The organism is Citrobacter sp. FDAARGOS_156, assembly GCF_001559235.2.
In the GTDB taxonomy this organism is placed as follows: Bacteria; Pseudomonadota; Gammaproteobacteria; order Enterobacterales; family Enterobacteriaceae; genus Citrobacter; species Citrobacter youngae.
This window is the reverse complement of the sequence record NZ_CP014030.2, coordinates 3,559,702-3,576,004: the sequence shown is the minus strand read 5'-3', so window position 1 is coordinate 3,576,004 and position 16,303 is coordinate 3,559,702. Positions and strand designations below refer to the sequence as shown.

Below are 16,303 nucleotides of genomic sequence, written 5' to 3'. Positions count from 1 at the left end.
GCAAATGAACATTGCCGCCCTCTTCAGGGTCGGTTAATAACAACAGTCATATAAAGAATAAGGTTTTCGCAACCAAAAAAGAAGGAAGCCATGAATCGTTTTATTATGGTCAATAGCCAACAGTGCCTGGGATGCCACGCCTGTGAGGTCGCCTGTGTCATGGCCCACAACGGCGAGCAGCATGTCCTGAGCCAACGGCATTTTCAGCCCCGAATTACTGTCATCAAGCATCAGCAACAACGCAGTGTAGTCACCTGCCACCACTGTGAAGATGCCCCCTGCGCCAGAAGTTGCCCGAATGGGGCCATTAGTCATGAGTACGACAGCGTTCAGGTAAATGCGCAAAAGTGTATTGGCTGCAAATCGTGCGTCGTGGCCTGTCCTTTTGGTACGATGCAGATCGTACTCACTCCGGTCGCTAAAGGAAAGGTAAAAGCAACGGCGCACAAATGCGACCTGTGTCATGGGCGTGAAGAGGGCCCGGCTTGCGTGGAGAACTGTCCGGCGCAGGCGTTGCAACTGGTGACGGAGAATTCGCTTACCGGTCTGTCAAAAGCGCGCAGGTTGCGTACCGCCAGTCTGGAAAGCCAGCCATGGCATACCAGCGCTACCGATTTTGTTCCGCATATCATCACCAAACGTGAGCAAATGCAGGCGACGCCTGCGCGTGGCGAGCCGGATAAACTGCCGATTGAGGCGCGTAAAACCAGTTTTGAAGAGATCTATCTGCCGTTTCGCACAGTGCAGGCTGAACGGGAAGCGTCCCGCTGCCTGAAATGCGGCGACCACAGTATTTGCGAATGGACCTGCCCGCTGCATAACCACATCCCGCAGTGGATTGAACTGGTAAAAGCCGGGAATATCGATGCGGCGGTTGAGCTTTCTCACCAGACCAACTGCTTACCCGAAGTGACCGGGCGCGTGTGCCCGCAGGACCGACTCTGCGAAGGAGCCTGTACCGTGCGTAACGAGCATGGCGCGGTGACTATCGGTAATATTGAGCGTTACATCTCCGATCGGGCGCTGAGCAAAGGATGGCGACCCGACTTAAGCCATGTGCAGAAAGTCGATAAACGCGTTGCCATCATCGGCGCAGGTCCGGCGGGCCTGGCCTGCGCGGATGTGCTGGCGCGTAGCGGTATCAGCGCTACCGTGTACGATCGCCACCCCGAAATCGGCGGTTTGCTGACGTTCGGCATTCCGGCCTTCAAACTGGACAAATCGCTGCTGACGCGTCGCCGTGAAATCTTCAGCGCCATGGGTATTCATTTCGAACTGAACTGTGAGGTCGGCAAGGACGTGGCACTGGCCGCGTTACTCGAGGACTACGATGCCGTGTTTGTGGGCGTCGGGACTTATCGCTCGATGAAGGCGGATCTGCCGAATGAAGACGCGCCTGGCGTGTATGACGCGCTGCCGTTCCTGATTGCCAATACTAAGCAGGTGATGGGGCTGGACGAGTTGCCTGAAGAGCCGTTTATCGACACCGCAGGGCTGAACGTGGTCGTGCTGGGCGGCGGTGATACGGCGATGGATTGTGTACGTACCGCGCTACGTCACGGTGCAAGCCAGGTGACCTGCGCCTATCGTCGTGATGAAGCCAACATGCCAGGTTCGAAAAAAGAGGTGAAGAATGCCCGGGAAGAGGGGGCCAATTTCGAGTTTAACGTCCAGCCGGTGGAGCTGGTGCTGAATGCCGACGGTCGCGTCAGCGGCGTGCGTTTCTTACGAACCCAGCTCGGTGAGCCTGATGCGCAGGGGCGTCGTCGCCCGGTTCCCATCGCCGGGAGTGAGTTTGTCATGCCAGCAGATGCGGTGATCATGGCGTTTGGTTTTCACCCGCATGGCATGCCGTGGCTCGAGAGTCAGGGTGTGAAGGTCGATAACTGGGGACGTATTGCCGCCGATGTTGAAAGCGCATACCGTTATCAAACCAGCAACCCGAAAATCTTTGCCGGTGGTGATGCGGTTCGCGGTGCGGATCTGGTTGTTACAGCGATGGCGGAAGGGCGGCATGCCGCACAAGGCATCATTGATTGGCTGGGTGTAAAATCAGTCAAATCTCACTAATCAGCGTCCAGGCCGGATAAAACGCGTTAGCGTTGCCATCCGGCAATGTGCCGGATGAATGCCTGATGGCGCTTTGCTTATCAGGCATTCATAGTTCCAGGACAAACCCGGTTTCACGGCGTAGTATTATTTCTCACTTCTCACCGTGGAGTCGGTATGTCGCAAAAAATCACCCTCATCAAAGATAAAGTCCTGTCCGATAACTACTTCATCCTGCGCAATATCACCTATGACCTGACCCGCAGCAATGGCGAGGTCATTCGCCACAAACGTGAGGTTTACGATCGCGGTAACGGCGCCACAGTTTTGCTGTATAACCCGGAGAAAAAAACCGTCGTGCTGACCCGTCAGTTTCGTATTGCGACCTGGGTTAACGGCAATGAAAGTGGACAATTGATTGAAGCCTGCGCCGGGTTGCTGGACAACGATGAGCCGGAAGTTTGCATTCGTAAAGAAGCCATTGAAGAGACTGGCTATGAAGTGGGCGAAGCACGGAAACTTTTTGAGTTATATATGTCGCCGGGTGGCGTGACGGAGATAATCCACTTTTTTATCGCGCAATACAGTGACAGTCAGCGCGCAAATGCGGGTGGCGGTATTGAAGATGAGGATATTGAAGTACTGGAATTGCCTTTTGAACAGGCACTGTCGATGATCAAAACGGGCGAGATTCGCGACGGGAAAACGGTGCTGCTACTGAACTACCTGCAATCGTCGCATCTTATGGATTAGCGATCAGGGCTTATATTTCTTTACAAAGATACAGGCCAATCCGACGATTCTTATTGAGCCTCATTAGTCGCGCAAGGAAGATACCGCCTGGGCTGTGTGTTTTGATTTCGGAGTTGTACCGTCCATGCGCTATCGCATTATTTTCGTGTTCCTGCTCGGCCTGCTACCGGCCCATTTGCTGTGGGCGGCGCCTGCGCAACAGGCGTTTGCTGACTGGCAGGTGACGTGCAATAACCAAAACTTCTGCGTGGCGCGAAATACGGGAGATCATCACGGTCTGGTGATGACCCTGAGCCGCAGCGCCGGGGCACATACCGATGCCGTGTTGCGTATTGAACTTGGCGGTATGGATTCTCCTGATGTCAAAGAGGCAGATATTGCGCCGCGCTTGCTGCTGGACGGCGCGCCACTCCCACTGGCCGGTGAACACTGGCGTCTTACGCCCTGGCATTTGATGACGGATGATCCGGCTACCATCGCTACATTTTTACAAGCCGTGCAGGATGCGAAAGCCATTACCCTGCAAAAAGGTACGCAAACGCTTTCTCTGTCTGGGCTGAAAGCAGCATTGTTGTTTATTGATGCGCAACAAAAGCGCGTCGGTAGCGAAACCGCCTGGATTGAGAAAGGTGACGAGCCGCCGCTCAGCGTTCCGCCAGCTCCCGCTCTGAAAGGTGTGGCGGTGGTTAATTCCACGCCAACGCCACTCACTCAACAGGAGCGTAATGAGCTGTTGGATTATGGCAACTGGCGGATCAATGGCATCCGCTGTTCACTCGATCCCATGCGTCGTGAGATGCGGGTTTTCGCCTTAACGGACGACAAAGCTCTGCTGATGATCGGCTGCGAAGCAGGGGCATACAACACGATCGATCTGGCATGGACCGTTTCTCGTACCACACCGTTTACCTCTCGCGCTGTACGTCTGAGCCTGCCATTTAAAACCGATGCTGACAGTACCGACATGGAGCTGACCAACGCTACGTTTGACGAGAAATCTCGCGAATTGGTCACTCTCGCCAAAGGGCGAGGTTTATCGGACTGCGGGATCCAGACTCGCTGGCGGTTTGACGGCCAGCGCTTTCGTTTGGTGCGTTACGCACAAGAGCCAAGCTGTGATAACTGGCATGGACCAGATGCCTGGCCCACGCTGTGGATCACGCGTTAATTTAATGCCGGATGCGACTGCGCCTTATACGGCCTGATGGTGATAGATGTCGTAGGCCTGATAAGACGCGTGAGCGTCGCCATCAGGCGTTCAGCACCTTATGCGCTTTGTCGACGATGTTCTCCACCGTAAAGCCGAAGAACGGGAACAGCTTGTCTGCCGGCGCCGACTCCCCATAGCCCGTCATCCCAACAATCGCCCCTTTCAGCCCAACATATTTGTACCAGTAGTCGGCAATACCGGCTTCTACCGCCACGCGCGCGCTGACGTTTGCCGGCAGGACCGACTCCCGGTACGCCTCATCCTGGGCGTCGAAGATATCGGTTGAGGGCAGAGAAACTACCCGTACGTTACGGCCTTCACCGGTCAGTTTTTCCGCCGCCAGCAATGTAATTTCCATTTCTGAACCTGTGGCAATCAGGATGACATCCGGCTTACCGCCGCTATCCTTCAGCACATAGCCGCCGCGGGCAATCTGCTGCACCTGCTCAGGCGTGCGTTCAACCTGTGCCAGATTCTGCCTGGAGAGGATCAGCGCCGTAGGGCCGTTATGACGCTCGACTGCCAGCTTCCAACCCACTGCCGCCTCAACCTGATCGCACGGTCGCCAGGTGCTGAAATTCGGCGTCAGTCGCAGGCTGGCGAGCTGTTCGACGGCCTGATGCGTGGGACCGTCTTCCCCCAGACCAATTGAGTCGTGGGTATAAACCATAATTTGTCGGGCTTTCATCAGCGCCGCCATGCGCGCGGCATTACGGGCATATTCAACAAACATCAGGAACGTTGCGGTGTACGGTACGAAGCCACCGTGGTGCGCGATACCGTTGGCAATGGCGGTCATGCCAAATTCACGCACGCCGTAGTGGATGTAGTTTCCTGCGTGATCCTCTTTAAGAGAAGTGGAGCCTTTCCAGATGGTCAGGTTGCTGGGCGCAAGATCCGCCGAGCCGCCAAGCAGTTCGGGCAGTATCGGTCCGTAGGTGTTCAGGGTATTTTGCGAGGCCTTACGGGTGGCGATTTTGGCCGGGTTGGCCTGCAGGTCGGTAATATATTTCCGGGTCGTTTCTTCCCATGCTTCCGGCAGTTCTCCGCTCATCCGGCGGGTAAACTCTGCCGCCAGTTCCGGATGCGCTTGTCGATACGCCGCGAATTTCTCATTCCAGTCCTGTTGCGCTTTTTCGCCTTTCTCACGCGCGTCCCACGCCCGATAAATCTCTTTGGGGATCTCAAAAGCTGGATGATGCCAGCCCAGTTTCTGTCGGGCCAGGGCCACTTCTTCTTCACCTAACGGCGCACCGTGCGCTTCCTCTTTCCCGGCTTTATTCGGTGATCCAAAACCAATCACCGTGCGGCAGATAATCAGCGACGGCTTGTCGGTAACGCTTTGCGCTTCCTGAATCGCTTTTTTCACCGCTTCAGGATCATGACCGTCAATATCGTGTATCACATGCCAGTGGTAGGCTTCAAAGCGTTTCGCGGTATCGTCGGTAAACCAGCCTTTGGTTTCGCCATCAATTGAGATGCCGTTGTGATCGTAGAAGCCGATGAGTTTGCCCAGTCCCAGCGTGCCCGCCAGCGAACAGACTTCGTGGGATATCCCCTCCATCAGACAACCGTCGCCCATAAAAACCCAGGTGAAGTGGTCGACAATCTCATGGTCCGGCTGGTTAAACTGCGCCGCCAGCGTGCGTTCAGCAATCGCCATTCCGACAGCGTTGGCTAAACCCTGGCCCAGCGGCCCGGTGGTGGTTTCCACGCCCGGTGTGTAGCCAAGCTCAGGGTGGCCGGGCGTTTTTGAATGCAACTGGCGGAAGTTCTTTAATTCTTCCAGCGGCAGGTCATAGCCGGAAAGATGCAGCAGGCTGTAAAGCAGCATTGAGGCGTGGCCGTTGGACAAAATAAACCGATCGCGATCGTACCAGTGAGGATCGCTCGGATTATGGCGGAGAAAATCGTTCCACAGCACTTCGGCGATATCTGCCATTCCCATCGGTGCGCCGGGATGGCCTGAGTTGGCTTTTTGGACGGCATCCATACTCAGCGCACGAATGGCATTGGCAAGCTCTTTACGGGTCATAGGAAATACTCCTTGAAAAGTAAAGCGTTAGAGCGTGTGTTAATTCACACTTTTGGAGAATTTGCAGGCGTTGTCAGCAAAAAGCATAGCAGACAGGCATGGTATTGCTGGCTTAAGCAGGTAACATGGCTGTTATAAATTGATAACAAATTCTTTCTTTGAGTAGTGAGAGTTTGGCGACCTTCAAAGTTTGCGCCGCTGACAGAGGTGATAATGTGCGGCTCAATAGAAGGGTTACCTGCGACACTTTTTTGATCGATACGTGAAAGGAACAACAAGATGGATGACCAGTTAAAACAAAGCGCCCTCGATTTCCACGAATTTCCAGTACCAGGCAAAATTCAGGTTTCTCCGACCAAACCGCTCGCCACTCAACGTGACCTTGCGCTGGCCTATTCACCCGGTGTTGCAGCTCCGTGTCTGGAAATTGAAAAAGACCCGCTGGCCGCCTACAAATACACCGCGCGCGGTAATCTGGTTGCGGTTATTTCCAACGGTACGGCGGTGCTGGGGCTGGGCAACATTGGCGCGCTGGCTGGCAAGCCGGTGATGGAAGGGAAAGGCGTTCTGTTTAAGAAATTCGCCGGAATTGACGTGTTTGACATCGAAGTTGATGAACTCGATCCGGATAAATTTATCAACGTGGTCGCGGCTCTTGAGCCGACGTTTGGCGGTATCAACCTCGAGGATATCAAAGCGCCGGAATGCTTCTACATTGAGCAAAAGCTGCGTGAGCGCATGAATATTCCGGTCTTCCACGACGATCAGCACGGCACGGCAATCATCAGTACCGCCGCCATTCTTAACGGTCTGCGGGTGGTGGAGAAAAATATCTCCGACGTGCGCATGGTGGTGTCTGGCGCAGGCGCGGCGGCGATTGCCTGTATGAACCTGCTGGTGGCGCTGGGCATGCAGAAACACAACATTGTGGTCTGCGACTCCAAAGGCGTGATTTATAAAGATCGTGAACCGAATATGGCCGAAACCAAAGCGGCCTACGCGGTGGTGGATGACGGTAAGCGCACGCTGGACGACGTGATTGATGGCGCAGACATTTTCCTCGGTTGCTCCGGCCCGAAAGTGCTGACCCAGGAAATGGTCAAGAAAATGGCGCGCGCGCCGATGATTCTGGCGCTGGCGAACCCGGAACCGGAAATCCTGCCGCCGCTGGCAAAAGAGGTACGTCCCGACGCCATCATCTGCACCGGCCGCTCTGATTATCCGAACCAGGTTAATAACGTACTGTGCTTCCCGTTCATCTTCCGCGGCGCGCTGGACGTCGGTGCTACCGCCATCAACGAAGAGATGAAGCTGGCCGCGGTACATGCCATTGCGGAACTGGCGCATGCCGAGCAGAGTGAAGTTGTGGCCTCTGCCTATGGCGATCAGGACCTGAGCTTTGGCCCGGAATACATTATTCCTAAACCGTTCGACCCGCGCCTGATCGTCAAAATAGCGCCTGCGGTGGCGAAAGCGGCGATGGACTCTGGCGTGGCGACGCGCCCGATTGCCGACTTTGATGCTTACATCGATAAGCTGAGTGAGTTTGTCTACAAAACTAACTTGTTCATGAAGCCGATTTTCTCGCTGGCACGCAAAGCGCCGAAGCGCGTGGTATTGACGGAAGGGGAAGAGGCGCGTGTGCTGCACGCCACCCAGGAATTGATCACTTTAGGTCTGGCGAAGCCGATCCTGATTGGTCGTCCGAGCGTGATCGAGATGCGCATCCAGAAACTGGGTCTGCAGATCAAAGCGGGCGTTGATTTTGAAATAGTCAACAATGAATCCGATCCGCGCTTTAAAGAGTACTGGAGTGAGTATTATCAGATCATGAAGCGCCGTGGGATCACCCAGGAGCAGGCGCAGCGGGCGGTGATTGCTAATACCACGGTGATCGGTGCGATCATGGTGCAGCGCGGTGAAGCGGATGCGATGATCTGCGGTACGATCGGCGACTACCACGAGCACTTCAGCGTGGTGAACGCGGTATTTGGTCACCGTGACGGAGTGCATACGGCGGGGGCAATGAACGCGCTGCTGCTGCCAAGCGGTAATACCTTTATCGCCGATACCTACGTCAACGACGACCCGACGCCGGATCAACTGGCTGAAATCGCCATTATGGCGGCAGAAACCGTGCGTCGCTTTGGTATCGAACCGAAGGTAGCGTTGCTGTCGCACTCCAACTTTGGCTCATCTAACTGCCCGTCGGCCAGCAAAATGCGCGAAGCGCTGGCGCTGATTAAGGCACGTGCGCCAGAACTGATGATTGACGGTGAAATGCACGGTGACGCCGCGCTGGTGGAAAGTATTCGTAATGACCGGATGCCGGACAGCCCGCTGAAAGGCTCCGCCAATATTCTGGTTATGCCGAATATGGAAGCCGCGCGTATTAGTTACAACTTACTACGTGTTTCAAGTTCCGAGGGCGTAACGGTTGGCCCTGTACTGATGGGCGTAGCGAAACCGGTTCACGTATTAACACCGATCGCCTCTGTTCGTCGTATCGTTAATATGGTGGCGCTGGCGGTCGTTGAAGCACAGACTCAGCCGCTGTAATTTCACTTTAATTAATTCCGGCGCGGGTTTCTCCCGCGCCTTTTTATTTCCCTTTTCTTAGTGATCCACTTCACCTTTTAAACCTGGTTGCCGAATTTTGTTATTTACTCTGACAAAAAATTGCCACGATGGGGGCAGTTTTAGCGGAGGCGGTGAGCAATGGAAAAAGAACGCATTATTCAGGAATTTGTGCCGGGGAAACAGGTCACGCTGGCGCATCTCATTGCGCACCCCGGTGAGGAACTGGCGAAAAAGATCGGCGTTCCCGAAGCGGGCGCTATCGGCATTATGACGCTGACGCCAGGTGAAACCGCAATGATTGCCGGTGACTTAGCCATGAAAGCGGCGGATGTACACATCGGCTTTCTCGATAGATTCAGCGGCGCGCTGGTGATCTACGGCTCGGTTGGCGCGGTAGAGGAAGCGTTATTACAGACGGTAAGCGGTCTGGGGCGATTATTAAATTTCACTTTGTGCAACCTGACAAAAAGTTAATCAGAGGCGGCGATGAAACGTATTGCATTCGTCGGTACGGTGGGGGCGGGGAAAACAACGCTCTTTAATGCGCTACAGGGGAATTATTCCCTCGCCAGAAAAACACAGGCCGTGGAGTTTAATGAAAACGGCGATATCGATACGCCAGGAGAATATTTTAGCCATCCGCGCTGGTATCACGCCTTAATTACCACGCTGCAGGATGTCGATACGTTGATTTATATACATGCGGCAAATGATAAAGAAAGTCGCTTACCTGCCGGGCTGTTGGATATCGGCGCCAGTAAACGACAAATCGCCGTTATCAGCAAAACGGATGTGCCGGATGCCAATGTCGCCGCAACGCGACAATTACTTCGCGGGCTAGGGTTTCAGGAGCCGATTTTTGAGCTCAATAGCCACGACCCAAGCAGTGTGCAGCACCTGGTGGATTATCTGACTGAGCTCAGCCAAAAGGAGGAAAGGGCAGGTGAAAAAACTCATCACAGCTAACGATATTCGTGCGGCCCACGCACGCGGCGAACAGGACGTATCGGTTGTTCTGCGCGCCAGCATCATCACCCCGGAGGCGCGCGAAGTTGCGGCGCTGCTCGGCGTCACTATCACTGAATGCGATGAATCCGCGCCAACTGCCACCGCACCTGCTGCGGTGGATGACGGCAAAACGGAAAGCCAGCGTATTCGTGAAACCATCATTGCACAACTGCCGGAAGGACAGTTTACCGAAAGCCTGGTCGCGCAGCTGATGGACAAAGTGATGAAAGAAAAGCAGTCGCTGGAGCAGGGCGGAATGCAGCCGAGCTTTAACTCGGTGACCGGCAAAGGCGGCGTGAAAGTTATCGACGGCAGCAGCGTGAAGTTTGGCCGTTTTGATGGCGCGCAACCGCACTGCGTCGGCTTAACCGACTTAGTCACTGACCAGGACGGTAGCAGCATGGCCGCCGGGTTTATGCAGTGGGATAACGCATTTTTCCCATGGACGCTGAACTACGACGAAATCGACATGATTCTGGAAGGCGAGCTGCACGTTCGCCATGAAGGCGAAACCATGATTGCCAAAGCCGGGGACGTGATGTTTATCCCGAAAGGCTCCAGCATCGAATTTGGTACGCCATCAACAGTGAAGTTCCTGTATGTGGCCTGGCCTGCGAACTGGCAGTCCTGCTAAGGCGGATGTATGAAGGATTTCATTACCGAAGCATGGCTCAGAGCGAATCATACGCTCAGCGAAGGGGCTGAAATTCATCTCCCCGCTGATGCCCGCCTGACGCCGTCTGCCCGGGAGCTGCTGGAGAGCCGTCGTCTGCGCATTAAGTATATCGACGAGCAGGGAAGCTTGTTTGTTGACGACGAGGAACAGCAGCCGCAGCCGGTACATGGTTTGACCAGCAGCGATACACATCCGCAGGCAACCTGTGAACTGTGTCATCAACCGGTGGCGAAGAAACCTGACACGCTGACGCATCTGACGGCGGACAAAATGGTCGCCAAAAGTGACCCCAGACTTGGATTTCGCGCCGCGCTGGACAGCACCATTGGTCTGGCCGTGTGGTTGCAAATTGAACTGGCGGAACCCTGGCAGCCGTGGCTGGCGGATATTCGCTCGCGCCTGGGCAACATTATGCGTGCTGATGCTGTGGACGAACCGCTGGCCGCACAGGCCATCGTTGGCTTAAGCGACGAAGATTTACACCGGCTCTCGCACCAGCCGCTGCGTTACCTGGACCACGATCATCTGGTGCCGGAAGCCAGCCACGGACGTGATTGCGCGTTGCTTAATCTGCTGCGTACCAAAGTCCGCGAAACGGAAACGGTGGCCGCTCAGGTGTTTATCACCCGCAGTTTTGACGTTATGCGGCCAGACATTCTGCAGGCGCTCAACCGTCTTTCCAGCACGGTTTACGTGATGATGATTCTGAGCGTAGCGAAGCATCCGCTAAGCGTCAGCCAAATCCAACAGCGACTGGGGGAGAAGTCATGATCATTGAACGTGCTCGCCAACTCGCCAAACAAACGCCGGCTCGGGTGGTGTTCCCGGATGCGCTGGATGTACGGGTGCTGAAAGCCGCCAATTACCTGCACCAGCATGGTCTGGCACGCCCCATTCTCGTCGCCAGCCCGTTTGAGCTGCGTCAGTTTGCGCTCAGCCATCGCGTAGCCATGGACGGTATTCAGGTTATTGATCCACAAAGCAATGTACAGATGCGTGAAGAGTTTGCTCTGCGCTGGCTGGCCCGCGCGGGCGAAAAAACGCCGCCGGATGCGCGAGAGAAGCTCAACGATCCGCTGATGTTTGCCGCCGCGATGGTCAGCGCCGGTAAAGCCGATGTGTGTATTGCGGGCAACCTGTCGTCAACGGCAAATGTGCTGCGTGCAGGATTGCGCATTATTGGATTACAACCTGGTTGCAAAACGCTGTCGTCAATTTTCCTGATGCTGCCGCAGTATCTCGGGCCGTCATTAGGGTTTGCAGATTGTAGCGTTGTGCCGCAGCCCACCGCTGCACAGCTGGCAGACATCGCCATCGCCAGCGCTGAAACCTGGAAAGCGATTACCGGTGAAGAACCGCGTGTCGCCATGCTGTCGTTTTCCAGCAACGGCAGTGCTCGTCATCCCAATGTCGCTAACGTGCAGCAGGCGACCGAGATCGTTCGTGAGCGCGCTCCACAGCTTACCGTGGATGGGGAACTGCAGTTTGATGCTGCCTTTGTGCCGGATGTCGCCGCGCAAAAAGCGCCCGCCAGTCCGTTAAAGGGCAATGCCAATGTGATGGTTTTCCCATCGCTGGAGGCAGGCAATATTGGTTATAAAATCGCCCAGCGTTTGGGAGGGTATCGTGCCGTTGGCCCCTTGATTCAGGGACTTGCTGCACCACTCCACGACCTCTCTCGCGGCTGTAGCGTACAGGAAATTATCGAACTGGCGTTGGTGGCAGCTGTGCCGCGCCAGACTGACGTGAGCCGTGAAAGCGTCTCGCAAACACTGGTTGAATGAACGGTCCCGTTCTGGACCCCTTTGATTAAGAGGAAAGCACAATGGAAGCATTAGGAATGATTGAAACCCGGGGCCTGGTTGCACTGATTGAGGCTTCTGACGCGATGGTTAAAGCGGCACGCGTGAAACTGGTTGGCGTGAAGCAGATCGGTGGCGGCCTGTGTACTGCCATGGTTCGTGGTGATGTTGCAGCCTGCAAAGCGGCTACGGATGCCGGTGCTGCTGCCGCGCAGCGTATCGGTGAACTGGTTTCTGTACACGTTATCCCGCGTCCGCATGGCGATCTGGAAGAAGTGTTCCCGATCAGCTTCAAAGGCGACAGCAACGATATGTAAGTCGTCCATGTGACGCCACTGGATCGTTAAGAGAAAGCTGGCGTCACCCTCTCTCCTTTTCACATTACCTTCTGCGGAGGGTAGGGGGAGGTTTTACCTGAAATATGCCACGGAGGCGGGTATGAAACTGGCAATCGTCACAGGACAAATTGTTTGTACCGTTCGCCATCAGGGGCTCGCGCACGACAAGTTGCTGATGGTGGAAATGATTGATACCCAGGGAAATCCCGACGGGCAGTGCGCTGTTGCGATAGACAGCATCGGGGCGGGAACCGGAGAGTGGGTGCTGCTGGTCAGTGGAAGCTCAGCCCGCCAGGCGCACCATAACGACTCATCGCCTGTCGATCTGTGCGTGATTGGCATCGTCGATGAAGTGGTGGCAGGTGGGAAAGTGGTATTTCACAAATAAGGCAGAAAATCATGAATCAACAGGATATTGAACAGGTCGTGAAAGCGGTGCTGCTGAAAATGAAAGACAGCAGTCAACCCGTCAGTGCCGTTCAAGAAATGGGCGTCTTTGCCTCCCTGGATGACGCAGTGGCGGCAGCAAAACTGGCCCAGCAGGGGCTGAAAAGCGTCGCTATGCGCCAACTGGCCATTCACGCCATTCGTGAAGCGGGCGAAAAACACGCCAGAGAATTAGCGGAATTTGCCGTCAGTGAAACCGGCATGGGACGCGTTGAAGATAAATTTGCCAAAAACGTGGCGCAGGCTCGCGGTACCCCGGGCGTGGAATGCCTGTCTCCACAGGTATTGACCGGCGATAACGGCCTGACGCTGATTGAAAACGCACCGTGGGGCGTGGTGGCTTCGGTAACGCCGTCCACCAACCCGGCGGCGACCGTCATTAACAACGCCATCAGCCTGATTGCCGCGGGTAACAGCGTCGTCTTTGCGCCGCACCCGGCAGCAAAAGGCGTTTCTCAGCGCGCGATCGGCCTGCTTAACCAGGCGGTAGTCGCCGCAGGTGGTCCGGCAAACCTGCTGGTTACCGTTGCTAACCCGGATATCGAAACCGCACAGCGTCTGTTCAAATACCCGGGCATCGGACTGCTGGTCGTCACCGGTGGTGAAGCGGTGGTGGAGTCTGCGCGTAAGCATACCAACAAGCGTCTGATTGCCGCTGGTGCCGGTAACCCGCCGGTGGTGGTGGATGAAACGGCCGATCTGACCCGCGCCGCGCAGTCCATCGTCAAAGGCGCATCGTTTGATAACAACATTATCTGTGCCGATGAAAAAGTGCTGATTGTCGTGGATAGCGTTGCTGATGAACTGATGCGTCTGATGGAAGGCCAGCACGCGGTCAAACTGACGACCGCCCAGGCTGAACAGCTGCAACCGGTACTGCTGAAAAATGTCGATGAGCGCGGTAAAGGCACAGTCAGCCGTGACTGGGTCGGGCGCGATGCGGCAAAAATCGCCGCGGCGATCGGCCTGAATGTTCCGGAGCAAACCCGCTTGTTGTTCGTCGAAACCTCCGCCACGCATCCGTTTGCAGTGACTGAACTGATGATGCCGGTGCTGCCGGTGGTGCGGGTGGCTAACGTTGACGAAGCCATTGCGCTGGCCGTTACGCTCGAAGGTGGTTGTCACCATACGGCGGCGATGCACTCACGCAACATCGACAACATGAACCGTATGGCTAACGCCATCGACACCAGCATTTTCGTCAAGAACGGACCGTGCATTGCCGGCCTTGGGCTTGGCGGCGAAGGCTGGACGACCATGACCATTACCACGCCAACCGGGGAAGGGGTGACCAGTGCGCGCACGTTTGTACGCCTGCGTCGCTGTGTGCTGGTGGATGCGTTTCGCATCGTATAAGGAGTGAAAGAGATGGCGCATGACGAACAACTGTGGCTCACACCCAGACTGCAAAAAGCGGCATCGCTGTGTAACCAGACGCCTGCCGTAAGCGATTCACCGCTGTGGCTGGGCGTTGATTTGGGAACCTGTGATGTAGTGTCGATGGTTGTTGACAGCGATGGGCAGCCGGTTGCGGTTTGTCTGGACTGGGCTGACGTCGTGCGCGATGGCATCGTCTGGGATTTCTTCGGTGCTGTGACCATTGTTCGTCGCCATCTCGATACGCTCGAGCAACAACTGGGTTGCCGTTTTACTCATGCGGCTACCTCATTCCCGCCGGGCACTGACCCGCGTATCTCTATCAACGTGCTGGAGTCTGCCGGGCTTGAGGTGAGCCATGTGCTGGATGAGCCAACCGCCGTGGCGGATCTGCTGGCGCTTGATAACGCCGGAGTCGTCGATATCGGCGGTGGTACGACCGGTATCGCCATTGTGAAACAGGGCAAAGTGACTTACTCCGCCGACGAAGCGACCGGTGGGCACCACATTTCCCTGACGCTTGCCGGGAACCGTCGTATTCAACTGGAAGAAGCCGAGCAGTTCAAACGCAGCAACGGCAAAGAAATCTGGCCGGTGGTTAAGCCGGTTTACGAAAAGATGGCGGAAATCGTCGCCCATCATATTGCCGGACAAGGGATAACGGATTTATGGCTGGCTGGTGGGTCCTGTATGCAGCCGGGTGTTGATGAGCTTTTTCGTAAGCGTTTCCCGGAGCTGCAGGTGCATTTACCGCAGCACAGTCTGTTTATGACCCCGCTGGCGATTGCCAATAGCGGAAAAGTAAAAGCGGAAGGAATCTATGCAAGCTGAATTGCAGACCGCGCTCTTTCAGGCATTCGATGCCCTGAATCTGCAACGCGTAAAAACGTTCAGCGTTCCACCGGTCACATTATGCGGACTGGGAGCGCTCAGCACCTGCGGACAGGAAGCGCAAACGCGCGGACTGACGCATATGTTCGTCATGGTTGATAGCTTCCTGCATCAGGCGGGAATGACCGCCGCACTGGAACGCAGCCTGGCGATGAAAGGCGTGGCGATGACGCTGTGGCCATGTCCGGTAGGCGAACCGTGCATCACTGACGTTTGTGCGGCGGTCGCGCAACTGCGCGAATCAAAATGTGACGGCGTGGTGGCCTTTGGCGGCGGCTCGGTACTGGATGCCGCTAAAGCAGTGGCGCTGCTGGTGACCAACCCGACGCAAACGCTGGCTGACATGACCGAGCACAGCGTGCTGCGCCCGCGTCTGCCGCTGATTGCCGTGCCAACCACCGCCGGGACCGGGTCAGAAACCACCAACGTTACGGTGATTATCGACGCCGCCACCGGACTCAAAAAAGTGCTGGCCCACGCAACCCTGATGCCGGACGTCGCCATTCTGGATGCCGCGGTAACGGAAGGCGTTCCGGCGCACGTGACGGCAATGACCGGCATTGACGCGCTGACCCATGCCGTTGAAGCGTACAGCGCGCTGAACGCGACGCCGTTTACCGACAGCCTGGCGATTGGCGCGATTGCGATGATCGGCAAATCGCTGCCGAAAGCGGTGGGCTACGGCCACGATCTGGCGGCGCGTGAAAGCATGTTACTGGCGTCCTGCATGGCGGGAATGGCGTTTTCCAGCGCGGGGCTGGGCCTGTGTCACGCGATGGCGCACCAGCCGGGTGCGACGCTGCACATCCCACACGGACAGGCTAACGCCATGCTGCTACCCACGGTAATGGGGTTCAACCGCATGGTGTGTCGTGAGCGCTTCAGCCATATCGGCAGGGCGTTAACCAATAAGAAATCAGACGATCGTGACGCCATCAGCGCGGTCAGCGAGCTGATCGCCGAAGTGGGCCAGACCAAACGGCTCTCAGACGTTGGGGCAAAACCCGAGCATTACAGCGCATGGGCACACGCCGCGCTGGAGGATATTTGTATTCGCAGTAACCCACGCACCGCCACGCAGGCCGAAATTATCGCGTTGTATGCGGCGGCACAATAAATACACATATGACAGGGAGT

General features: G+C 55.9%; 15 protein-coding genes. 14 read left to right on the top strand and 1 reads right to left on the bottom strand.

Annotated elements, in window-relative coordinates:
- Window positions 1-90: 90 nt before the first annotated feature.
- The 3 genes from aegA to AL515_RS17640 all read left to right on the top strand — a co-directional run bounded on the left by aegA (window position 91) and on the right by AL515_RS17640 (window position 3,970).
- Window positions 91-2,070: a formate-dependent uric acid utilization protein AegA gene (aegA, locus tag AL515_RS17650; protein WP_061068316.1), complete on the top strand. Its 1,980-nt coding sequence runs from the start codon at window positions 91-93 to the stop codon at window positions 2,068-2,070.
- Window positions 2,071-2,226: 156 nt separating this feature from the next.
- Window positions 2,227-2,802 carry a GDP-mannose pyrophosphatase NudK gene (gene nudK, locus AL515_RS17645; RefSeq protein WP_061068315.1) on the top strand — a complete coding sequence of 192 codons (576 nt, stop codon included), beginning with the start codon at window positions 2,227-2,229 and terminating at the stop codon, window positions 2,800-2,802.
- A gap of 124 nt (window positions 2,803-2,926) precedes the next feature.
- Window positions 2,927-3,970, top strand: coding sequence for a DUF1176 domain-containing protein (locus tag AL515_RS17640; protein ID WP_048212548.1), 1,044 nt, complete (start codon window positions 2,927-2,929; stop codon window positions 3,968-3,970).
- A gap of 82 nt (window positions 3,971-4,052) precedes the next feature.
- On the opposite strand, the gene tkt is transcribed toward AL515_RS17640, so the two are convergent.
- Entirely contained in the window at window positions 4,053-6,047 is a 1,995-nt protein-coding gene (tkt, locus tag AL515_RS17635) for a transketolase (RefSeq protein WP_061068314.1), read from the bottom strand.
- 279 nt (window positions 6,048-6,326) lie between these two features.
- On the opposite strand from tkt, the gene maeB reads away from it, so the two are divergent.
- The 11 genes from maeB (at window position 6,327) to eutG (ending at window position 16,283) form a co-directional block, all read left to right on the top strand.
- Window positions 6,327-8,606, top strand: a complete 2,280-nt coding sequence (maeB, locus tag AL515_RS17625; protein ID WP_048210958.1) for an NADP-dependent oxaloacetate-decarboxylating malate dehydrogenase — start codon at window positions 6,327-6,329, stop codon at window positions 8,604-8,606.
- 159 nt (window positions 8,607-8,765) lie between these two features.
- A complete protein-coding gene (eutS, locus tag AL515_RS17620) occupies window positions 8,766-9,101 on the top strand; it encodes an ethanolamine utilization microcompartment protein EutS (protein WP_003037995.1) in 336 nt (111 codons plus the stop codon).
- 12 nt (window positions 9,102-9,113) lie between these two features.
- Window positions 9,114-9,593, top strand: coding sequence for an ethanolamine utilization acetate kinase EutP (gene eutP, locus AL515_RS17615; protein WP_048210959.1), 480 nt, complete (start codon window positions 9,114-9,116; stop codon window positions 9,591-9,593).
- Complete coding sequence (gene eutQ / locus AL515_RS17610) at window positions 9,571-10,269, top strand: ethanolamine utilization acetate kinase EutQ (RefSeq protein ID WP_061068313.1); 699 nt, start codon at window positions 9,571-9,573, stop codon at window positions 10,267-10,269. The genes eutP and eutQ overlap by 23 nt, the downstream gene beginning before the upstream one ends.
- 9 nt (window positions 10,270-10,278) lie before the next feature.
- The gene (eutT, locus tag AL515_RS17605; protein WP_048210961.1) at window positions 10,279-11,082 is read left to right on the top strand and encodes an ethanolamine utilization cob(I)yrinic acid a,c-diamide adenosyltransferase EutT; all 804 of its coding nucleotides are present in this window, start codon (window positions 10,279-10,281) and stop codon (window positions 11,080-11,082) included.
- The gene (pta, locus tag AL515_RS17600) at window positions 11,079-12,095 is read left to right on the top strand and encodes a phosphate acetyltransferase (protein ID WP_061068312.1); all 1,017 of its coding nucleotides are present in this window, start codon (window positions 11,079-11,081) and stop codon (window positions 12,093-12,095) included. The genes eutT and pta overlap by 4 nt, the downstream gene beginning before the upstream one ends.
- Window positions 12,096-12,136: 41 nt before the next feature.
- Window positions 12,137-12,430 (top strand): ethanolamine utilization microcompartment protein EutM, encoded by a 294-nt coding sequence (gene eutM / locus AL515_RS17595; protein ID WP_005121908.1) that lies wholly within the window; start codon window positions 12,137-12,139, stop codon window positions 12,428-12,430.
- Between the two features lie 121 nt (window positions 12,431-12,551).
- Window positions 12,552-12,839 (top strand): ethanolamine utilization microcompartment protein EutN, encoded by a 288-nt coding sequence (gene eutN, locus AL515_RS17590; protein ID WP_061068311.1) that lies wholly within the window; start codon window positions 12,552-12,554, stop codon window positions 12,837-12,839.
- Between the two features lie 11 nt (window positions 12,840-12,850).
- Window positions 12,851-14,254: an aldehyde dehydrogenase family protein gene (locus AL515_RS17585; protein ID WP_048210963.1), complete on the top strand. Its 1,404-nt coding sequence runs from the start codon at window positions 12,851-12,853 to the stop codon at window positions 14,252-14,254.
- Between the two features lie 12 nt (window positions 14,255-14,266).
- Window positions 14,267-15,106: an ethanolamine utilization protein EutJ gene (gene eutJ, locus AL515_RS17580; protein ID WP_061068310.1), complete on the top strand. Its 840-nt coding sequence runs from the start codon at window positions 14,267-14,269 to the stop codon at window positions 15,104-15,106.
- The gene (eutG, locus tag AL515_RS17575; RefSeq protein WP_048210965.1) at window positions 15,096-16,283 is read left to right on the top strand and encodes an ethanolamine utilization ethanol dehydrogenase EutG; all 1,188 of its coding nucleotides are present in this window, start codon (window positions 15,096-15,098) and stop codon (window positions 16,281-16,283) included. Before eutJ ends, eutG begins: the two co-directional genes overlap by 11 nt.
- Window positions 16,284-16,303: the final 20 nt, after the last annotated feature.